Consider the following 22,090-nt stretch of genomic DNA (forward strand, 5'->3'; position numbering starts at 1 on the left):
CTTGGAAATTTGTTGCCTGTTCTGGCCTCATCGCGGGCAAGCCACGCTCCCACAGGATTATCTACATTCTGAAAATGTGCGCATAACCTTGTGGGAGCGGGCTTGCCCGCGATGAAGGCGACTCGGTTTCAGGCCTGATCGAGCGCCACACCCGCACCCATCAACCCGGAATACGGCGCCGTCACCAGCCACACCGGGATGCCTTTGAAGTAATCGCTCATGCAGCCCTTGTCGGCGAAGCACCGGGCGAAACCGCTTTCAACGAAGAAATCGGCAAACCGTGGAATCACCCCGCCAACGATGTACACGCCACCGCGCGCACCCGTGGTCAGCACGTTATTGCCGGCGACACGGCCGAGCCAGCAGCAGAACTGCTCCAGCACTTCCAGTGCAATCGGATCACCCGCCAGACCGGCAGCGGTAATCGACTCCGGGGTATCGAGCACCGGCTCATGCCCGTCCACCGCACAAATCGCCCGGTAGACCCGCGGCAAACCGCTGCCGCTCAACGCGGTTTCAGCGCTCACATGCCCGATCTCATTGAAGATGTGCTGCCACAGTTGGGTTTCACGCGGACTGCTCAGAGGCAAATCGACGTGACCACCCTCCCCCGGCAACGCGGCGAAACGGCCTTCGCCCAGGTCCAGCAAGGTGCCAACGCCCAGGCCCGTACCCGGACCGATCACCACGGCCGGCCGCAACGGTTCCGGCGTGCCTTCGCACACAACGCGAAACTCGTCCGGCTGCAAACGGGTCATGCCCAGCGCCATGGCCGAGAAATCATTGACCAGCAACAGTTGATCGACCTGCAAGGTCTTGCAAAAACCTTTGCGACTGAGCCGCCAGTGATTGTTAGTGAACTTGAATTCGTCACCGCTCACCGGGCCGGCGACCGACAGGCACACAGAGCCGATCGAACCCGGCGCCAGGCCAAGCCCGCTCAGGTAGAGGGCAATGGCCTCCTCCGGGCTGGCGTGGTCGGCCGTCGCCAACACCTGGATTGCTTCCAGTTGCTGGTTTTTCCACAACGCGAAACGTGCGTTGGTCCCACCGATGTCACCGACCAAAGCCAGTTTCAATTAAGCGTCTCCAGGGCAGAAGTAAAGGCGCTGGCGCCCTGCTCTGCGGAGCTGAAGGCCATGCGCATGAAACCAAACAGTTCGCGACCGCTGCCAATGTTATTGCCCAACAGGCCCTTGGCCGGGGTGCGCGCTGCGAATTCGTCGGCGTCCACCTTAAGCTCCAGGGTGCCTTTGACGCCATCGACGCGGATGATATCGCCCTCTTGCACTCGCGCAAGAGCACCCCCGACATAAGCTTCGGGGCTGACATGAATCGCCGCCGGGATTTTCCCCGACGCGCCGGACATGCGCCCGTCCGTCACCAGCGCGACTTTGAAGCCGCGATCCTGCAGCACGCCGAGGAACGGCGTCATCTTGTGCAACTCAGGCATGCCATTGGAGCGCGGGCCCTGGAAGCGCATCACCGCGACAAAATCTTTCTCCAGCAAACCGGCCTTGAACGCATCGGCCAAATCCTGCTGATCCTGGAACACCATTGCTGGAGCTTCGACGATCTGGTTTTCCAGAGCGACAGCGGAAACCTTCATGACGCCGCGACCGAGATTGCCTTCCATCACGCGCAAGCCGCCCTCAGGCGAGAACGCACGCGCGACCGGACGAAGAATGTTTTCGTCGAGGCTTTCGATCGGGCCTTCGCGCCAGACCAGTTCGCCGTTATCAAGGAACGGTTCCTTGGTGTAGCGGCTCAGGCCGTGGCCGAGCACCGTGTTGACGTTTTCGTGCAGCAGCCCGGCTTCCAGCAGTTCGCGGATCAGGAACGACATGCCGCCCGCCGCCTGGAAGTGGTTGATGTCGGCTTTGCCGTTCGGGTAGACGTGGCTCAGGGTCGGCACGACTTCGGAGAGGTCGGCCATGTCCTGCCAGGTCAGTTGAATGCCCGCGGCCATGGCGATGGCCGGCATGTGCAGCGTGTGGTTGGTCGAGCCGCCGGTGGCGTGCAGCGCCACGATGGAATTGACCAGCGAGCGCTCGTCGACGATTTCGCCGATGGGCATGAAGTCGCCGTTCTGCTTGGTCAGGCGCGTGACCTGATGCGCCGCTTCGCGGGTCAAGGCATCGCGCAACGGCGTGTTCGGGTTGACGAAAGACGCGCCCGGCAAATGCAGGCCCATGACTTCCATCAACAACTGGTTGGTGTTGGCAGTGCCGTAGAAGGTGCAGGTGCCGGGGCTGTGGTAGGACTTCATTTCCGATTCCAGCAGCTCTTCGCGGCTGGCCTTGCCTTCAGCGTAGCGCTGGCGCACATCGGCTTTCTGCTTGTTGGAAATGCCCGAGACCATCGGCCCACCCGGGACGAAGATCGTCGGCAAATGACCGAAACGCAGCGCGCCCATCATCAGGCCCGGCACGATCTTGTCGCAGATGCCGAGCATCAGCGCGCCATCGAACATGTTGTGGGACAGCGCCACGGCGGTAGACAACGCAATCACTTCGCGGCTCGGCAGGCTCAGCTCCATGCCCGGCTCGCCCTGGGTCACACCATCGCACATCGCCGGAGTGCCGCCGGCGAACTGGCCGACCGAGCCGATTTCGCGCAGGGCTTTTTTGATCTGTTCAGGAAAGACTTCGTACGGCTGATGCGCCGAGAGCATGTCGTTATATGACGAAACAATCGCAATGTTGGCGGAGTTCATCATCCGCAGACTGTTTTTGTCTTCGGTGCCGCAACCGGCCACGCCGTGGGCGAAGTTGGCGCATTGCAGCTTGCCGCGCATCGGACCGTCGCTGGCTGCATCACGAATGAGCGCAAGGTAAGCCTCACGGGTTGCACGGCTGCGGGCGATAAGCCGTTCGGTGACCTCAATTACGCGGGGATGCATGTGTAGAACTCCAGGCTAACGGATGTGGCGACCTGATTGTCTATGCTGAGCAAGAGCCGGTGTCGATGGGATGACAGACGGTTTTCTTGATCGGTCGGACCAGTTGATTCAGGTCACTCGTTGTAGATTGAACAAAATATTGCCATTAAAAAGGCTTGTTTTCTATTTTTATGCGAATAATCTTGTAATTCCAACAACAAAACGACGGCGGCCCTGTTAAATGACTCTTCGAATCGCAATCAATGGTTTTGGCCGAATTGGCCGCAACGTCCTGCGCGCACTGTATACCCAAGGCTATCGCCAGGACTTGCAGATCGTTGCCATCAATGACCTGGGCGATAGCGCGATGAACGCTCATCTGCTCAAGTACGACACTGTTCACGGCACGTTCGACGCCGATGTCCAGCACGATCAGGAAAGCCTGACCGTCAACGGCGACCGTATTGCAGTCAGCGCCATTCGCAACCCGGCCGAGCTGCCTTGGGCCGCGGAAAAAATCGATGTTGTGTTTGAATGCACCGGTTTGTTCACCGACCGTGCCAAAGCCGCCGCGCATATTACGGCCGGCGCGCGCAAAGTGATCATCTCGGCCCCGGCAAAAGGCGCCGACGCCACCGTGGTGTACGGAGTCAACCACGACATTCTGCGCCAATCGCACCAGATCATTTCCAACGCGTCTTGCACCACCAACTGCCTGGCCCCGGTGGCTCAGGTGCTTCACCGCGAGCTGGGCATCGAAAGCGGTCTGATGACCACGATCCACGCCTACACCAACGACCAGAACCTGACCGACGTCTACCACACCGACCCTTACCGCGCCCGTTCGGCCACCCAGAACATGATCCCGAGCAAGACCGGGGCGGCGGAAGCGGTCGGCCTGGTGCTGCCGGAACTGGCGGGCAAACTGACCGGCATGGCCGTGCGAGTTCCAGTGATCAACGTATCGCTGGTGGACCTGACCGTGCAGCTCAAGCGCGAAGCGTCGGCCGATGAAGTCAACGCGCTGCTCAAAGAAGCCAGCCAACACTCGAAGATTCTCGGCTACAACACCTTGCCGCTGGTCTCCAGCGACTTCAACCACAACCCGCTGTCGTCGATCTTCGACGCCAACCACACCAAGTCCAGCGGCAAGCTGCTCAAGGTACTGGCCTGGTACGACAACGAATGGGGCTTCTCCAACCGCATGCTCGATAACTGCCTGGCGCTGTGCAACGCCGAATAACCGTGGAGCAACACCGATGATCGGTATCAGCTTCACGCAAAAGACCATGGCGGCGCGCAAGCGTATCGCCCTGGTCGCCCATGACCACTGCAAGGTGTTTTTGCTGGACTGGGCCGAGCGCCAGAAAGACAAGCTCGCGCAACATGAACTGGTCGCCACCGGCACCACGGGTTTGTTATTGCAACAACGCCTGGATCTGCCGGTGGAAAGCATGATCAGCGGCCCTTTGGGCGGCGACCAGCAACTCGGTGCGCGCATCGCCGAGCAGCGGGTCGACATGCTGGTGTTCTTCTGGGACCCGTTCGAACCACAACCGCATGACCCGGACATCAAGGCGTTACTGCGGGTCGCGGCGGTCTGGAACATTCCGGTTGCCTGCAACGAATGCAGCGCCGACTACCTGCTCAGCAGTCCGATGATGGAACAGGCGCACGAACACCGCATCCCCGATTACGCGACCTATCTGCTGGGTCGAGCGTAGTCCCTCACAAATCAGCACTTGACCACTCGAGCGGATGATAAGCATTATCATTCGCTCGAAATGGATCAGGTCCTCCCGTGAGTCAATCTCGCTTCAATCACGTCTTCATCGCCCAGCGAGTCTCTCTGCTGCGCACGCTGGAGCGGATGGTCAACAATCACAGCACCGCCGAAGACCTCTTGCAGGAGACCTACCTGCGAGTGACCCGGGCGCTCAGTGAACGGGCCATCGATCACCTTGAACCCTTCGTTTTCCAGACCGCTCGCAACCTGGCGCTGGACCATTTGCGTGCGCGGCGCATTCAGTCGCGCACGATGCTCGACGACGTGCCACTGGACGTGGTGGAAAGCGTCGCTGCCCCCGCCAGCAGCGCCGAGGATGCTGCCCATGCCGAACAATTGCTGGAGCGTTTGAACGTGAGCCTCAGTGAACTCAGCCATCGTCAGCAGCAGATTTTCATCCTCAGCAGGCTGCACGGGCACAGTTATCTGGAGATCGCCGAAAAGCTCAACGTCTCATTGAGCACCGTGCAGAAAGAACTGAAGCTGATCATGGCGATCTGCATCGGCGTCGCTGAACGGTTAAACGGGGACTGAGTCTGTAGGTTTATTCTCTACCTGCCGGGATCGCCTGCGCTGACCTTCAGGCTTTGCTACCCTTGCCCACTTTCAAGCTTCACTCATAAAACAGCCGTGCACAGACACTGCCGAGGAAACACCGTGACGGACACGCTTCCAGTGCCTCCCCCCGCCCCCCCTCCGCCCTCCCCGGCGCGGGACGCCGCAAGCGCGATGGACCAGGCTCTGGACTGGCTGATCGTGCTGGGCAGTCCGAACGAGGAACAGGCCCGACAGTTCCATACCTGGCTGGCCGCCGACCCGTTGCATGCCGAAGCGTTCGCCAAGGCCCAGGCAATCTGGGATGGCCCGCAAGTGGTGCAATGCGCACAAAGCCTCGCCGACCGCCCGCCGAAAGTGACTGTGCTGTCGCGCCTGCGCCCGCACTGGAAACCGCTGGCCACCGCCGCCGTGTTGATCCTCGGCCTGTTCAGCTTCAGCAACCTGCCGATGCGTCTCCAGGCCGATCACTTGACCGTGGTCGGTGAACGCCAGCGTCTGCAACTGGAGGACGGCTCGAAAGTCCTGCTCAATACCAACTCGGCGTTCTCCAGCACCATCAACGATCAGCAACGCGTGGCCCGGCTGTATCAGGGCGAGGCGTTTTTCGAGGTGCCGGCCAATCGCGGCCAGCCACTGGAAATCGATGCCGGACCGGTCAAGGCCAGTGTGCGCGACACCGCGTTTGCCGTGCGTTATCTGGACGGCGTGGCACAGGTTCGGGTGCAGCGTGGCGATGTCGACTTGCGAGCGACCCGCGACGATGCACGAATTCGCTTGTCCGCCGGAGAAAGCGTGCGCATCGGCCCCAACGGTTTCGACCGCCCGGCCAAGCTCGATGCCGCCACCGATTTGGCGTGGGTCCAGGGCCGACTGGTGTTCGAGAACTGCCCGCTGAACCAGGTGCTGGCGGAGCTGCGTCGCTATTATCCGGGCTGGATTATCAACAACAACGAGCAGTTGGCCGACGTCGCCGTGACCGGCAATTACCGGCTCGACCAGCCGCTGGACGTGGTCCGCTCCCTCGCTCACATCACCTCGGCACGCCTGCAGGAATTCCCCGCCTTGGTCATCCTAAACTAAATGAGAATTATTTTTACTCGATAGCGAAAGCTCGTTCGTCTCGTTATAGCCAATGCAATTGATTCGCATCTCGACATGCCAATCAGCACCTATAAAGATTCGTGCGACACGGAGCGCTATCGATGTCCTCTCGCCATACCCGCCAGTCCTCTTCACCTTCCCGCGTGCTGTCGCTGCTGACGGCCGCCATCCTGATGGCCGGCACCGCGCCGCTTCTGGCAGACACTGCCGCCGAGCAGCCGACCCGCAACATGGGCGATTACACGTTTGCCATCCCGCAGCAGTCGCTGGTCTCGGCACTCAACGCCTTTACCGCGGTGACAGGCTGGCAAGTCGGCTTGCCGGCCGAACTGGCGGACGGTGTGGCCTCGCCGGGTGTGCGCGGTTCGTTGCCGCCGGAAAAAGCCCTCGATCGCCTGTTGGTGGGGACCAACCTGAGCTATCGCAAACTGGGCAGTAACAACATCGTGCTGGAGAAGCGCAGCAACAGTGGCGCGATCAACCTGGACCAGGTGACCATCAGCGCCACGCGCCAGGAACAAAGCATCGCCAGCGTGCCGAGCACCGTCACTGTTCACACCCGCGAAGAGCTGGACCGCAGCAACGTCAATACCATCAAGGATCTGGTGCGCTACGAACCGGGCGTCTCGGTGGGCGGTGCCGGGACCCGCGGCGGGATCAGCGGCTACAACATTCGCGGCATCGACGGCGACCGGATCCTGACTCAAATCGACGGCGTCGAGATTGCGAACGGTTTCTTCAACGGTCCCTACGCCAAAACCCAACGTAATTACGTCGACCCGGAAATCATCAAGCGCGTCGAGATTCTGCGCGGGCCGGCCTCGGTGCTCTACGGCAGCAACGCCATCGGCGGCGCCGTCAGCTATTTCACCCTCGACCCGGACGACATCATCAAGCCCGGTCAGGACGTCGGGGCTCGCTTGAAGACCGGTTACAGCTCCGCTGACGAGAGCTGGCTGAAGTCCGCCACCGTCGCCGGCCGTGCCGATCAGTTCGACGGCTTGCTGCATTACAGCCAGCGCGACGGTCACGAAACCGATTCCTACGGCAGCAACAATGGCATCGGGCTGGACCGTACCGCGGCCAACCCGGAAGACGTGCGCGCCACCAACGTATTGGCCAAGATCGGCTGGAACTACAATGCAGATTCACGCCTCGGCCTGACCTACGAGAAGTACAAGGACGATCGCGACACCGATCAGAAAAGCGCTTACGGCGGCCCGTACTTCAACGGCCAACCGACCATTCCGAACAGCGTGCTGCCCGGCGGCATGTACCAGTGGCGCACCGGCAACGACACCATCACCCGTGAGCGTTTCGGCCTGGAACACAGTTTCACCCTCGACAGCCTGCTGGCCGACAACGTCAAGTGGAGCCTGAACCACCAGACCGCGAAAACCGATCAGAGCACCGAAGAGTTCTATTTCCCGATCACCCGTAGAGTGCTGCGCACTCGCGACACAATCTACCAAGAGAAACAGTGGGTCTTCGACGCCCAACTGGATAAAGCCTTCAGCATCGCGGACACCGAGCACTTGCTGACCTACGGCACCACCCTCAAGCAACAGAAAGTCACCGGCTCGCGCAGCGGCGACGGCAAGTGCCTGGCGGTCGGTCGCGGCTGTACGGCCATCGGCGCGACCAGCGCGGCCGATGTACTGAGAAAATCCAGCGACTTCCCGGACCCGAGCATCAATACCTACAGCCTGTTCGCCCAGGATGAAATCCGCTGGAACAAGTGGACCTTCCTGCCGGGCCTGCGCTACGACTACACCCAGCTCAAGCCGCACATCACCCAGGAATTCCTCAACACCGTGGCCGCCGACGGTCGCGGCACCGTGAGCGATGAGAAGAAGACCTGGCACAAAGTTTCACCCAAGTTCGGCCTGACCTATGCCTTGACCGATCAGTACACCTGGTATGGCCAGTACGCTGAAGGTTTCCGCACGCCAACCGCCAAGGCGTTGTACGGGCGCTTCGAAAACACCACCACCGGCTACAGCGTGGCGCCCAACCCGGACCTGGAACCGGAAAAAAGCAAAAGCTACGAAACCGGCCTGCGCGGCAACTTCGAGTCCGGTTCGTTCGATGTGGCGGTGTTCTATAACAAGTACCGAGACTTTATCAACGAGGACGCGGTCACCCCGGGTTACAGCGAGCTGACCTTCCAGAGCAACAACATCAAACACGCGACCATCAAGGGCGCCGAGATCAAGGGCCGCCTGAACCTCGACGCGTTCGGCGCCCCACAAGGTCTCTACACCCAAGGCTCGGTGGCCTACGCCTACGGTCGCAACAACGACACCGGCGAGCCGATCAACAGCGTCAACCCGCTGACCGGGGTGTTCGGCCTCGGTTACGACCAGGACAACTACGGCGGTTTGCTCAGCTGGACGCTGGTCAAGCGCAAGGATCGGGTCGACGACAGCAACTTCAAGTCGCCGGATGGCGTGAGCAGCCAGTTCAAGTCGCCGGGCTTCGGCATGCTCGACCTGACCGGTTTCTACAAAGTCACCGACGATGTGACCGTCAGCGCAGGCGTCTACAACCTGACCGACAAAAAATACTGGCTGTGGGATGACGTGCGCGGTTACGACAGCGTCGGCGAAGCGGCCGTGCTCAGCCCGGCCAACCTGGATCGCCTGACCCAACCGGGTCGCAACTTCGCGGTCAATCTGGTCTGGGATATCTGACCCAATCCACCTCACATCGCGGCTTTATAACAGCCGCGACGTGAGGATTTTTTACTGTCCGGCGCCTGCCCATTCGTCTCGTTACCAAGCGCCTCTTTTCCTCAAGGATATTTCATGACCACTCAGGACACTGCTCAACGCCCGGCTCTGCGTTCGCAACGCTTGAATCAGATCACTAACGAGCCTCACACCAGACTCGATGCGTTGGTCAAAGCCCACGCACCGTTTGAGACGCGAGCCAACTTCGCCCGTTTTGTGGCGGCGCAGTATCTGTTCCAGTCGGAACTGGCGTCGCTGTACAACGATGCCGAGCTGACGGCCATCGTCCCCGACCTGCCGGCGCGCTGCCGGGCCGAAGCGGCCAAGGCTGACCTGGCAGATCTGGTAACCGAAGTACCGGCACCGGTTGCCGGCGCGGTGAAGCATCCAGGCAAAGCCGAAGCGCTGGGCTGGTTGTTTGTTTCGGAAGGCTCAAAGCTCGGCGCAGCGTTCCTGATCAAGCGTGCCGTGGGTCTGGGCCTGAGTGAAACCTTCGGCGCCCGTCACCTCGGCGAACCGGCCGGCGGCCGCGCTGAAGGCTGGAAAAGCTTCGTTAGAACCCTCGACTCGTTGGCGTTCAGTGCTCAGGAAGAGGCTGAAATCGAGCAAGCCGCTGTCGCTGCGTTCAACCGCTTCACCGTGCTGCTGGAACAGGCTTACACCCCAGAACCCGCCTGAAACACAATCCCTGTGGGAGCGGGCTTGCCCGCGATGACGGCTTAACATTCAACAGAGATGCTGAATGTTACATCGCTATCGCGGGCAAGCCCGCTCCCACAGGGGACAGAGTAAGTCTGCTAGATCCTGATCAAGCCTCAATGACCATCCGTAAGCCCTATGCCTCACCTTTCCACCTCCAAACTCACCCGAATCTTCTTCGGCCTGCTCGCCTATGTCAGCCTCGGCATCGGCCTGATCGCCATCGTCATCCCAGGCCTGCCGACCACCGAGTTCATCCTCCTCGCCGCCTGGGCCGCGACCAGGAGTTCGCCGCGCCTGAGTGCCTGGCTGGAAAACCATCGGCTGTTCGGTCCCCTCCTGCGCAACTGGCGCAACGGCAAAATCATCGCCCGCCGGGCCAAGGTCAGCGCCACCGTCAGCATGCTGCTGTGCGCCACGCTGATGCTGGTCATGCTCGATCACGGCTGGCCGATCTACCTGGCGATTGCCGGTATGAGCCTGGGCAATCTGTGGCTGTGGTCGCGACCGGAATCGCTGCCGAAAATCTCCTGAATTCCTGGCCTTTTCAGGGAGTTTTCCTGCGCAAACGTTCAACAATGACCGTTCGTCGGTGCCACCATCATGCATCCTCGCCCTACGCCGATGTGCATTAAATGGCGCTGAATGGATTTGGCGAACCGGGCCGACATCGGCCCACAGCCAACACTCCATCCCTTCGCGAGTTCGCCCTATGTTCGACTCTCTCTCTATCCGCCTGAAAATCGTCCTGCTGTCCGGCCTGTGCCTGCTTGGCGTGGTCTCGTTGATCGTCGGCATGAACATTTACCAGACCAACCAGAACGATGAACTGGTCAGTGCCTCGAGCAGCAAGATGCTCACCGCCAGCGTGCAGGACCTGCTCCAGGCCAAGGCCGCCGAGCAAGCGGTACGGGTGCAGAAGACGTTCGGTGAAAGCCTGTTGGTGGTGACCGCCCTGGCCGATCAGATCAAGGACATGCGCGCCCTGGCCGCCAAGCGCTCGCTTGAAGCCGGGGCCCTGCGTGAAGAGTTGAACCAGAGCCTGAAAACCGCGTTCGAGCGCAACAGCAAAGTGCTGGGAATCTGGCTGGCGTTCGAGCCCAATGGCCTCGACGGCAAGGACAGTGAATTCGCCAACGACGCGGCGCGCCAGTCCAACGAAGCCGGGCGTTTCGCCAGTTACTGGAGCCGTGCTGGCGGGGCCGGGATTAACACGATCATGGTCGAAGACGACATGACCAAAACCACCTTGAGCCTCAGCGGCACGCCTTACAACAGCTGGTACACCTGCCCTCGCGACAGCAAGCGCACCTGCCTGCTGGACCCGTATGCCGACACCGTCGGCGGCAAGGAAATGCTGATGACCACCATTTCCGTGCCGCTGTTGGTGGACGGCAAATCCATCGGTGTGGTCGGCGTGGACATCGCCCTCGACGCCCTGCAAGCGGCCGCGGTCGACTCCCAACGTGACCTGTTCAACAGCGCCGGGCACATGCTGATCGTCTCCGGCAGCGGTGTACTGGCCGGTTATAGCGTCGACGCGACCAAGGTCGGCAAAAGCATCGATGCCACCCTTGGCGCAGACGGCAAGGACATCCTGCAACTGCTCAGCGGCGGCTCGCCGAAAATCCTCGAACAAGGCGATGTGATCCGTGCGGTGTACCCGGTCAGCCCGATCAGCGACTCCAAAGCCTGGGGTGTGGTGATCGACCTGCCGAAACAAGTGCTGCTGGCCGATTCGGTGAAGCTGCAAGCGGTACTCGATGACGCCCAGCAAAGCGGCACGATCAAAGCGGTGCTGGTGGCTGTCGCTGCCGGTCTGGTCGGCCTGTTGTTGATCTGGCTCACCGCCTCGGGCGTGACCCGGCCGATCAACAGCGTCGCCGAAATGCTCAAGGCGATTGCCAGCGGAGACGGTGACCTGACGCAACGCCTGCACTACAGCAAGAAAGATGAACTGGGCGAACTGGTCAGCTGGTTCAACCGTTTCCTCGACAAGCTGCAACCGACCATCGCGCAGATCAAACAAAGCATCACCGACGCCCGTGGCACCGCCGACCAGTCTTCGGAGATTGCCCGTCAGACCAGCGAAGGCATGCAGGTGCAGTTCCGCGAAATCGACCAGGTCGCCACCGCGTCCAACGAAATGAGCGCCACCGCCCACGATGTTGCCAACAGCGCATCGAACGCCGCCAATGCGGCCAAGGGTGCCGATCAATCGGCGCGCGATGGCATGTCGATCATCGAACGCAGCACCCGCGACATCAACCAACTGGCCGATGAAGTCAGCAAGGCTGTGACTGAAGTCGAAGCGCTGGCGGTCAACAGCGAGCAGATCGGCTCGGTGCTGGAAGTGATCCGCAGCATCGCCGAACAGACCAACCTGCTGGCCCTCAATGCGGCCATCGAAGCGGCCCGTGCCGGTGAGAGCGGTCGCGGTTTTGCGGTGGTCGCCGATGAAGTACGCAACCTGGCCAAACGCACCCAGGATTCGGTGGAAGAAATCCGCATCGTCATCGAGCGTATCCAGACCGGCACCCGAGGCGTGGTCGCCACCATGCATTCGAGCCAGACCCAGGCCCACAGCAACGCCGGGCAGATCCAGCAAGCGGTGCAAGCTTTGAGCAAAATCAGCGACGCAGTCACCGTGATCAGCGACATGAACCTGCAAATCGCCAGCGCCGCCGAACAGCAAAGCGCGGTGGCCGAAGAGGTCAATCGCAACGTCTCGGCGATCCGCACCGTCACCGAAACCCTGACTGGCCAGGCCACCGAATCGGCGCAGATCAGCAGCCAGCTCAACTCCCTGACCACCCACCAGATGAAATTGATGGATCAGTTCCGCGTGTAATTGGCCCACCGCAGATCCCCTGTGGGAGCGGGCTTGCTCGCGAAGGCGGTGTATCAGTCGACATCAATGTTGAATGATCAACCGCCTTCGCGAGCAAGCCCGCTCCCACAGGTTTCATCCGTGCGAACAGTGTTTTGATCTATGCTCGAGCTCTCGTTCCGGAGGGCCTTCGATGACTGGTTTACTCTCGTCCATTCAAGCCGCACTCGGCTTGCCGCACACACCGATTCCTTTTACGTCGAGCGGCGCCCTGCCCTCGGCGTTTGCCGTGACTGACCTGGCCTGCGCCAGCATCGCGGCCGCCGGTCAAACGGTCAGCGAATTACTGCAGCAGCACACCGGTCGTTTGCCCAGCCTTGAAGTCGACCGCCGCCTCGCGTCTTTCTGGTTTGCCACCTCGATTCGCCCCGTGGGCTGGAGCGTTCCGCCGCTGTGGGACCCGGTGGCCGGCGACTACGCCACCAAGGATGGCTGGATCCGTCTGCACACCAACGCGCCGCATCACCGCGCCGCCGCCGAAAGCGTGCTCGGCGCCTGTGCCGACCGTGCCGCGATGGCGAGCAAGGTCGCGCAATGGGCGAAAACCGATCTGGAACAGGCCGTGGTCGATGCCGGTGGTTGCGCCGCCGAAATGCGCAGCTGGGCACAATGGCAGGCGCATCCCCAAGGCTTGGCGGTTAACGCCGAGCCGTTGATTCAGTTCAGCGCCGACAGCGGTCAACACGCGAAACCATGGATCGGTTCTGTGGCGCAACCGCTGGCCGGAATCAAGGTGCTGGACCTCACGCGCGTGCTCGCAGGCCCTGTCGCCAGCCGTTTCCTCGCGGGTTTCGGCGCCGATGTGTTGCGCATCGACCCACCGACCTGGAACGAACCGGGCGTGGTGCCTGAAGTCACCTTGGGCAAACGCTGCGCGCGGCTGGACCTGCACAACCATGATGATCGAGCCGTGTTCGAAAGCCTGCTCAAGGACGCCGATATCATCCTCCACGGCTACCGCGCCGATGCACTGGAAAAGTTGGGTTACGGTGCCGCCGAGCGTGAAAAACTGGCACCGGGCCTGATCGATGTGTGCCTCAACGCCTATGGCTGGAGCGGCCCGTGGCAGCACCGCCGCGGCTTCGACAGCCTGGTGCAGATGAGCAGCGGAATTGCCGATGCAGGGATGCACTGGAAAAAAGCGAACAAGCCGACACCGTTACCGGTTCAGGCGCTTGATCATGCAACCGGGTATTTGATGGCGGCTACGGCGATCACGTTGTTGGGCCGTGGTGGGTCGGCGCGGTTGTCATTGGCGCGCACGGCGAAGTTGTTGATTGAAAACGGTGCCGGGACAGTTGAGGCGTTGCGGGTGGAGGATGAAAAAGATCGAGGGATGTTGATTGAGCAAACGGCTTGGGGGGCGGCGCATCGGCTTCATGTGCCGTTGAAAATCACCGGGACGCCGTTGCAGTGGGCGCTTCCGGCGGCTGAATTGGGTTCGCATCGCGCGCAGTGGTGGTGACCGTTCTGGCCCCATCGCCAGCAGGCTGGCTCCCACAGTGAATCTGTATCGTTCACAAACCTGTGGAAGCCAGCCAAACCAAATCATCAAAACCAAGACAGTTGCCCCACAGCGGATTTATGTCGATCACAAAACCTGTGGGAGCCAGCCAAACCAAATCATCAAAACCAAGACAGTTGCCCCACAGCGGATTTATGTCGATCACAAAACCTGTGGGAGCCAGCCTGCTGGCGATGAGGCCAGAACAAACAACTCAATCCATCCGGCTCAGCGATGTCCAAAGCAACTGCGCCGCATACCCTCGCCAAGGCCGCCAGGCCTCTGCCCGCTGCAACAAATCCCGAGCCGTCACCGTCCCGCCTTCCAACACCACCAGCGCATTGATCAACCCCACATCCCCACTCGGAAACGCGTCCATCTCCCGCAACTGCCGCAACGCGATGTACTGCGCCGTCCAGTCGCCAATCCCGTGCAACGCCAGCAACCGCGCCACACCGCCCTCCCGTCCCGGCTCAAACAGCAACGGATCATCCAGCAACGCCTGAGCCACGCCGGACAAGGTCCGACCGCGACTTTTCGGCATGCCCAACGTCGCCAGATCCGCCTCCGCCAACACGGCTGCGTCAGGAAACACATGCGTCAATCCCGGTATCGGCGACGGCAAGGGCTGTCCATACTGCGCCACCAGTTTCCCCGCCAATTTGATCGCCGCACCCACGGTAATCTGCTGCCCGAGTACCGCACGTACTGCCAGCTCCAATCCATCCCAGGCAGCCGGCACACGCAGACCCGGACGCTCGGCAATCAACCGTTCCATCAACGAATCAGCGACCAATTGCTGATGGATCGCCGGCAAATCCGCATCCAGATCAAACATCCGTCGCAGCCGCGCGACGATCTGCGGGACGGCCGCCGGATCAGGAAAATCCAGCGTCACTTCCAGCGCATCGCCCGCCACGGGGAGGATCGAAAACGTACCGTGAACACCGTTCAACCCGATGCTGCGCGAGTAAACGCCATCGACCACCGTTTCCATCCCGGCCACCGCCCGCGCCGACAAAAAACCCAACGTTGCCGACCAGTCATACGGCGGTTGATACGCCAGCAGCACTTTCACAACGACAGCAACCCGCTGTACAACCCGTACGCCGCCAGCCCTGCTCCGCTGATGACACAGGTAAAAATCCCTTTCTCGATATGAGTGAACAACGGCTCGCCCTGCTCATGCTTGGCCTTGGCAAACAAGATCACTCCCGGCGCATACAACAGCGCCGACAGCAGCAAATATTTCACCCCGCCCGCATACAACAGCCACACCGCGTAACCCAGTGCAATGCCGCCGATCATCAGGTCTTTGGTGCGCTCGGCCGACGCATGCTCGTAGGTTTCGCCGCGACCGCTCAACAGCACCGCGTACGCCGCCGACCACAGGTACGGCACCAGAATCATCGACGACGCGAGGTAGATCAGGCTGGTGTAAGTGCCGGCGGAAAACAGCGTGATCAGCAGAAAAATCTGGATCATCACGTTGGTCAGCCACAGCGCATTGACCGGCACATGGTTGGCGTTTTCCTTGGTCAGGAAGGCCGGCATGGTCTTGTCCTTGGCCGTGGCGAAGAGGATTTCGGCGCAGAGCAGCGCCCAGGACAACAACGCCCCTAGCAGCGAAATCGCCAGGCCAATGCTGATCAGCAGCGCGCCCCAAGGGCCGACGATATGCTCCAGCACCGCCGCCAGCGACGGGTTCTGCAGGGTGGCCAGTTCGGGCTGGCTCATGATCCCCAGGGACAATACGTTCACCAGCACCAGCAACGCCAATACGCCGATAAAACCGATGACCGTGGCCCGGCCGACGTCCGAGCGTTTCTCCGCTCTTGCCGAATACACACTGGCGCCTTCAATGCCGATGAACACGAACACGGTGACCAGCATCATGTTGCGCACCTGGTCCATCACGCCGCCGAAATTCGGGTTGCTGCGGCCCCATATGTCACGGGTGAAGATGTCAGCCTTGAAAGCTACGGCGGCGATGATGATGAACATGATCAGCGGCACGATCTTGGCCACGGTGGTCAGCTGATTGATGAACGTCGCCTCCTTGATCCCGCGCAGCACCAGAAAATGCACGGCCCACAGCAGCACCGAGGCGCAGCCGATGGCGATCGGCGTATTGCCCTGGCCAAACACCGGAAAAAAATAGCCGAGGGTGCTGAACAGCAACACGAAATAACCGACGTTGCCCAGCCAGGCACTGATCCAGTAACCCCAGGCCGAGGAAAACCCCATGTAATCGCCGAACCCGGCCTTGGCGTAGGCGTACACCCCGGAGTCCAGTTCAGGCTTGCGATTGGCCAAAGTCTGGAACACGAAGGCCAGGGTCAACATGCCTACCGCGGTGATCGCCCAACCGATCAATATCGCCCCGGCATCGGCACGCGCCGCCATGTTTTGCGGCAAGGAAAAAATCCCGCCGCCGATCATCGATCCCACCACCAGGGCGATCAGTGCACTCAGGCGAAGCTTTTGCGTCGGTTGCGACATGCGACATCCCCTTTTACTGCACTGAATAGGTGGCTAGGAGCTTGCTCCCGCTGACTGGACAGCAGTCCCTGTTTGAGCCGGTACACGCCCCAACGGGAGCCAAGTCACTCGCCCCAAATAGATGACTTTAACTAAATAGAGACAGCGTAATAACGTTTATTAATTAATGCCAACGGCCATATTTATTTATAACCTTTCACTCTATTACGACCAAAAGAAATAGCGCTTTTGTCGGACAATCCTAACAAATCAATAGGGCTCCGAAATCAGGGAGCAATACTTGCTAAAACCCAAAAACAAACTAGCGTCTAGACTTCAATGGGTACGCGTTAATTCTTCTTCCAATAGCTGAGGCCTCTGGAAAGGGCTTTTGCGGCAATAGTCTTATGCCTGCCAAAAACCTGTAAGTCTTTAATTAACAATGGAATGTGACCATGCATTGATCTAAGTCAGATGATTGAACAGCAAACGAAATTAAACTGTTTTCTCTCTTCTCCTGCACTGGAGTCATGCAATGTCTGAATCCCCCGGAAAACTGAAACTCGGTGCACTCGTCGCGCTGGTTGTCGGCTCGATGATTGGTGGCGGGATCTTCTCTTTGCCCCAGAACATGGCCGCCAGTGCCGACGTCGGTGCCGTGCTGATCGGTTGGGCCATTACCGCCGTCGGCATGCTGACCCTCGCGTTTGTCTTCCAGACCCTAGCTAACCGAAAACCTGATCTGGACGGCGGTGTCTACGCCTACGCCAAGGCCGGGTTCGGCGATTACATGGGTTTCTCGTCCGCCTGGGGTTACTGGATCAGTGCCTGGCTGGGCAACGTCGGTTACTTCGTTCTGCTGTTCAGTACCCTCGGTTATTTCTTCCCGATCTTCGGCGAAGGCAACACCGTTGCTGCAGTGATCGGTGCGTCGGTGCTGCTCTGGGGTGTGCATTTCCTCGTGCTGCGGGGGATCAAGGAAGCGGCGTTCATCAACCTGGTGACCACTGTCGCCAAGATCGTGCCGCTGCTGCTGTTTGTCCTGATCGCAATTTTCGCCTTCAAACTGGACATCTTCACCGCTGACATCTGGGGCTTGAAAAACCCGGACCTGGGCAGCGTGATGAACCAGGTGCGCAACATGATGCTGGTCACCGTCTGGGTGTTCATCGGCATCGAAGGCGCGAGCATCTTCTCGGCCCGGGCGGAAAAACGCAGCGATGTCGGTAAAGCCACCGTGATCGGCTTTATCACCGTGCTGCTGTTCCTGGTGCTGGTGAACGTGCTGTCCCTGGGCATCATGACCCAACCGGAACTGGCCAAACTGCAGAACCCGTCGATGGCCGCGGTGCTGGAACATGTCGTTGGTCCGTGGGGCGCGGCACTGATCAGCGTCGGTCTGATCATTTCCCTGCTGGGTGCGCTGCTGTCGTGGGTGCTGCTGTGTGCGGAGATCATGTTCGCGGCCGCCAAGGACCACACCATGCCGGCGTTCCTGCGCAAGGAAAACGCCAACCATGTGCCGGTCAACGCCTTGTGGCTGACCAACGCGATGGTGCAGGTGTTCCTGATCATCACCCTGTTTTCCGCCAGCACTTACCTGTCGCTGATCTACCTCGCCACCTCGATGATTCTGGTGCCGTACCTGTGGTCGGCGGCTTACGCACTGCTGCTGGCGGTGCGCGGCGAGAGCTATGAAAACGCCGCGTCCGAACGCAGCAAAGACCTGTTCATCGGCGCCGTCGCCTTGATCTACGCGATCTGGCTGATCTATGCCGGCGGCGTCAAATACCTGCTGCTCTCCGCCCTGCTCTATGCGCCTGGCGCGATCCTGTTCGCCAAGGCCAAGCTTGAAGTCAACAAACCGATTTTCACCAACGTCGAGAAGCTGATTTTCGCAGCCGTCGTCGCGGGCGCCCTGGTGGCGGCCTACGGGCTGTATGACGGCTTCCTGACCCTGTAACACCCCATTTTTTGTCATCTGGAGGATCACGGTAATGACCACGGAAAAAGTTAAGTACGGCGTCCATTCCGAAGCCGGCAAACTGCGTAAAGTCATGGTTTGCTCCCCCGGCCTGGCCCACCAGCGGCTGACCCCGAACAACTGTGACGAGCTGCTCTTCGACGATGTGCTGTGGGTGGCCCAGGCCAAGCGTGACCACTTCGACTTCGTCACCAAAATGCGTGAACGCAACATCGACGTGCTGGAAATGCATAACCTGCTGACCGACATCGTCGTCATCCCTGAAGCGCTGGACTGGATCCTGGAACGCAAGGTCACTGCCAACTCGGTCGGCCTGGGCCTGATCAACGAAGTGGGTTCGTGGCTGCGCAGCCTGGAACCGCGGCATATCGCCGAGTTCCTGATTGGCGGCGTTTCCGCTGATGATTTGCCGGACAGCTTCGGCGGCAAGACCATTCAGATGTTCCGCGATTTCCTCGGCCACTCCAGCTTCATTCTGCCGCCGCTGCCCAACACCCAGTTCACCCGCGACACCACCTGCTGGATCTACGGTGGCGTGACGCTGAACCCGATGTACTGGCCGGCGCGTCGACAGGAAACCCTGCTGGCCACCGCCATTTATAAATTCCATCCACAGTTCACCAACGCCGACTTCGAAATCTGGTACGGCGACCCCGATCAGGATCACGGCAGCGCCACCCTCGAAGGCGGCGACGTGATGCCGATCGGCAACGGTGTGGTGTTGATCGGCATGGGCGAACGCTCGTCCCGCCAGGCCATCGGCCAACTGGCGGTGAACCTGTTCAAGAACAAAGCCGTGGAGAAAGTCATTGTCGCCGGCCTGCCGAAATCCCGCGCCGCGATGCACCTGGACACGGTGTTCAGCTTCTGCGACCGCGACCTGGTGACGATCTTCCCGGAAGTGGTGAACCAGATCGTCGCCTTCACCCTGCGCCCTGACGAAAGCAAACCGGGCGGCATCGACATTCGCCGCGAAGAAACCAACTTCCTCGACACCGTGGCCAAGGCCCTCAACCTCAAAGCGTTGCGCGTGGTGGAAACCGGCGGCAACAGCTTCGCCGCCGAACGCGAGCAATGGGACGACGGCAACAACGTGGTGGCCGTGGAGCCCGGCGTAGTGATCGGTTATGACCGCAACACCTACACCAACACCCTGCTGCGCAAGGCCGGTGTAGAAGTCATCACCATCAGCGCCGGCGAACTGGGGCGCGGGCGTGGCGGCGGCCACTGCATGACCTGCCCGATCATTCGCGACCCTATCGACTATTAATTCCTGTGCCCGGCTTCGCGCTCATAAAGCGTGAAGCCGGCGGATAACCGAAACCAAAGGAGATCCAACCATGGCTTTCAACATGCGCAACCGCAGCCTGCTCTCGCTGATGCACCACACAACTCGCGAGTTGAATTATCTGCTGGACCTGTCCCGTGACCTCAAGCGCGCCAAATACACCGGCACCGAGCGTCCACACCTGCAAGGCAAGAACATCGCGCTGATCTTCGAAAAAACCTCGACCCGCACCCGTTGCGCCTTCGAAGTCGCGGCCCATGACCAGGGCGCCCACGTCACCTACATCGACCCGGTGTCGTCGCAGATCGGCCACAAGGAAAGCATGAAAGACACCGCCCGCGTGCTGGGGCGGATGTTCGACGCCATCGAGTACCGCGGCTTCGAACAGGAAATTGTCGAGGAGCTGGCCAAGTTCGCCGGTGTGCCGGTGTTCAACGGCTTGACTGCTGAATTCCACCCGACGCAAATGATTGCCGACACCCTGACCATGCGTGAGCACAGCGACAAACCGCTGCACGACATCAGCTACGCCTACCTCGGCGACGCACGCTACAACATGGGCAACTCGCTGCTGATGATCGGCGCCAAACTCGGCATGGACGTGCGCATCGCCGCACCAAAAGCCCTGTGGCCGCATCAGGATTTCATCGACCAGTGCAAGGCATTCGCTGAAGAAAGCGGCGCACGCATCACCATCACCGAAGACCCGAAAGAAGCGGTCAAGGGCGTGGACTTCATCCACACCGATATCTGGGTGTCCATGGGTGAGCCGGTGGAAGCGTGGGACGAGCGCATCGAGCAACTGCTGCCGTACCAGGTCAACGCCGCGATGATGAAGGCCTCCGGCAATCCGCGCGTGAAGTTCATGCACTGCCTGCCGGCGTTCCACAACAGCGAAACCAAGGTCGGCAAAGACATCGCCGCGCGGTATCCGCACTTGGCCAACGGTGTCGAAGTGACTGAAGAAGTCTTTGAATCGCCGGCCAACATCGCCTTCGAGCAAGCGGAAAACCGCATGCACACCATCAAGGCGATTCTGGTATCGGCGCTGGCGGATATCTAACGGCTCACGCGGCTCTCACTGACGGAACATGGTCAATGTGGGAGCTGGCCTGCCAGCGATGGCAGCGCCGCGGTGCATCTGACAGACCGCGGCGATCCCATCGCGAGCAGGCTCGTTCCCACAGGGTCAGGGTTCCATCGACAGACCGAGTTGCCCGCTTACTGCTCTTTTAGAAGGACATGCACCATGCGTATCGTCGTTGCTCTGGGCGGTAACGCCCTGCTCCGCCGGGGTGAACCCATGACCGCGGACAATCAACGCGCCAACATCCGGATCGCCACCGAACAGATCGCCAAGATTTATGCCGGCAACGAACTGGTGATCGCTCACGGCAATGGTCCGCAGGTTGGCCTGCTGTCGCTGCAAGCCGCGGCCTACACCTCCGTTTCGCCTTATCCGCTGGACGTGCTCGGTGCCGAAACCGAAGGCATGATCGGCTACATCATCGAACAGGAACTGGGCAACCTGCTGGACTTCGAAGTGCCCTTTGCGACCCTGCTCACCCAGGTCGAAGTCGATCCCAACGACCCGGCGTTCCAGGCCCCGAGCAAACCCATCGGCCCGGTCTACACCAAGGCCGAAGCAGAGAAACTCGCTGCCGAAAAAGGCTGGGCGATTGCCCCGGACGGCGATAAATACCGTCGCGTGGTGGCCAGCCCGAGACCGAAACGCATCTTCGAAATCCGCCCGATCAAGTGGTTGCTGGAAAAAGGCAGCATCGTGATCTGTGCCGGCGGTGGCGGCATCCCGACGATGTACGGTGCCCACGGCAAGCTGCAAGGCGTGGAAGCGGTAATCGACAAGGACCTGTGCTCGGCGCTGCTGGCCGAACAGCTGGAAAGCGATCTGCTGGTGATTGCCACCGACGTCAGCGCGGCGTTCATCGACTTCGGCAAACCGACCCAGAAAGCCATCGCCCAGGCCCACCCCGACGACATGGAAAAACTCGGCTTCGCCGCCGGCTCCATGGGACCAAAGGTGCAGGCAGCCTGCGAGTTCGCCCGCCATACTGGAAAAACTGCGGTGATCGGTTCACTCTCGGACATCGAAGCGATCGTCCAGGGCAAGGCCGGCACCCGTATCAGCACGGCAAAACCTGGCATTACTTATTTATAAGGAGAAA

At 60.4% G+C, this 22,090-nt stretch carries 16 protein-coding genes and 2 pseudogenes; 14 read left to right on the forward strand and 4 right to left on the reverse strand.

Annotation, left to right across the window (positions count from 1 at the left end; translation table 11 throughout):
• Positions 1-128: 128 nt before the first annotated feature.
• A complete protein-coding gene (locus tag DJ564_RS25345) occupies positions 129-1,079 on the reverse strand; it encodes a glucokinase (RefSeq protein ID WP_109634249.1) in 951 nt (316 codons plus the stop codon).
• Positions 1,076-2,902, reverse strand: coding sequence for a phosphogluconate dehydratase (gene edd, locus DJ564_RS25350; RefSeq protein WP_109634251.1), 1,827 nt, complete (start codon positions 2,900-2,902; stop codon positions 1,076-1,078). The genes DJ564_RS25345 and edd overlap by 4 nt, the downstream gene beginning before the upstream one ends.
• Before the next feature lie 220 nt (positions 2,903-3,122).
• Here edd and gap point away from each other — a divergent pair, with 220 nt between their 5' ends.
• The 10 genes and pseudogenes from gap (at position 3,123) to DJ564_RS25405 (ending at position 14,112) form a co-directional block, all read left to right on the forward strand.
• Positions 3,123-4,124, forward strand: a complete 1,002-nt coding sequence (gap, locus tag DJ564_RS25355) for a type I glyceraldehyde-3-phosphate dehydrogenase (RefSeq protein WP_010457403.1) — start codon at positions 3,123-3,125, stop codon at positions 4,122-4,124.
• 16 nt (positions 4,125-4,140) lie between these two features.
• The gene (locus tag DJ564_RS25360; protein WP_109634252.1) at positions 4,141-4,605 is read left to right on the forward strand and encodes a methylglyoxal synthase; all 465 of its coding nucleotides are present in this window, start codon (positions 4,141-4,143) and stop codon (positions 4,603-4,605) included.
• A gap of 77 nt (positions 4,606-4,682) precedes the next feature.
• On the forward strand, positions 4,683-5,201 hold the full coding sequence (locus tag DJ564_RS25365; RefSeq protein ID WP_109634254.1) for an RNA polymerase sigma factor: 519 nt from the start codon (positions 4,683-4,685) through the stop codon (positions 5,199-5,201).
• A 195-nt stretch (positions 5,202-5,396) separates the two neighbouring features.
• Complete coding sequence (locus DJ564_RS25370; protein ID WP_109634256.1) at positions 5,397-6,305, forward strand: FecR domain-containing protein; 909 nt, start codon at positions 5,397-5,399, stop codon at positions 6,303-6,305.
• A 122-nt stretch (positions 6,306-6,427) separates the two neighbouring features.
• Positions 6,428-9,019, forward strand: coding sequence for a TonB-dependent receptor (locus DJ564_RS25375; protein WP_109634257.1), 2,592 nt, complete (start codon positions 6,428-6,430; stop codon positions 9,017-9,019).
• Positions 9,020-9,133: 114 nt separating this feature from the next.
• On the forward strand, positions 9,134-9,736 hold the full coding sequence (locus tag DJ564_RS25380) for a biliverdin-producing heme oxygenase (protein WP_109634259.1): 603 nt from the start codon (positions 9,134-9,136) through the stop codon (positions 9,734-9,736).
• 159 nt (positions 9,737-9,895) lie between these two features.
• On the forward strand, positions 9,896-10,291 hold the full coding sequence (locus DJ564_RS25390; protein WP_109634261.1) for a YbaN family protein: 396 nt from the start codon (positions 9,896-9,898) through the stop codon (positions 10,289-10,291).
• 442 nt (positions 10,292-10,733) lie between these two features.
• Positions 10,734-11,702, forward strand: a pseudogene (locus tag DJ564_RS32955) (chemotaxis protein); the annotation flags it as partial.
• A gap of 378 nt (positions 11,703-12,080) precedes the next feature.
• Positions 12,081-12,608: pseudogene (locus DJ564_RS32960) on the forward strand (methyl-accepting chemotaxis protein); the annotation flags it as partial.
• A gap of 172 nt (positions 12,609-12,780) precedes the next feature.
• Complete coding sequence (locus tag DJ564_RS25405) at positions 12,781-14,112, forward strand: CoA transferase (protein WP_109634265.1); 1,332 nt, start codon at positions 12,781-12,783, stop codon at positions 14,110-14,112.
• 253 nt (positions 14,113-14,365) lie between these two features.
• Here the strand turns inward: DJ564_RS25405 and DJ564_RS25410 are convergent, their stop codons facing one another.
• Complete coding sequence (locus DJ564_RS25410; protein WP_109634267.1) at positions 14,366-15,229, reverse strand: DNA-3-methyladenine glycosylase; 864 nt, start codon at positions 15,227-15,229, stop codon at positions 14,366-14,368.
• Positions 15,226-16,653, reverse strand: a complete 1,428-nt coding sequence (gene arcD, locus DJ564_RS25415; RefSeq protein ID WP_109634269.1) for an arginine-ornithine antiporter — start codon at positions 16,651-16,653, stop codon at positions 15,226-15,228. Before arcD (DJ564_RS25415) ends, DJ564_RS25410 begins: the two co-directional genes overlap by 4 nt.
• A gap of 514 nt (positions 16,654-17,167) precedes the next feature.
• Between arcD (DJ564_RS25415) and arcD (DJ564_RS25420) the strand changes: the two genes are divergently transcribed.
• The 4 genes from arcD (DJ564_RS25420) (at position 17,168) to arcC (ending at position 22,083) form a co-directional block, all read left to right on the forward strand.
• Positions 17,168-18,595: an arginine-ornithine antiporter gene (arcD, locus tag DJ564_RS25420; RefSeq protein WP_109634270.1), complete on the forward strand. Its 1,428-nt coding sequence runs from the start codon at positions 17,168-17,170 to the stop codon at positions 18,593-18,595.
• Positions 18,596-18,629: 34 nt separating this feature from the next.
• Positions 18,630-19,886 (forward strand): arginine deiminase, encoded by a 1,257-nt coding sequence (gene arcA, locus DJ564_RS25425; RefSeq protein WP_109634272.1) that lies wholly within the window; start codon positions 18,630-18,632, stop codon positions 19,884-19,886.
• A gap of 70 nt (positions 19,887-19,956) precedes the next feature.
• Complete coding sequence (locus DJ564_RS25430; protein ID WP_109634273.1) at positions 19,957-20,967, forward strand: ornithine carbamoyltransferase; 1,011 nt, start codon at positions 19,957-19,959, stop codon at positions 20,965-20,967.
• A gap of 186 nt (positions 20,968-21,153) precedes the next feature.
• Positions 21,154-22,083 (forward strand): carbamate kinase, encoded by a 930-nt coding sequence (arcC, locus tag DJ564_RS25435; RefSeq protein ID WP_109634275.1) that lies wholly within the window; start codon positions 21,154-21,156, stop codon positions 22,081-22,083.
• The last annotated feature ends 7 nt before the right edge of the window (positions 22,084-22,090 follow it).

Source organism: Pseudomonas sp. 31-12 (genome assembly GCF_003151075.1).
GTDB lineage: Bacteria > Pseudomonadota > Gammaproteobacteria > Pseudomonadales > Pseudomonadaceae > Aquipseudomonas.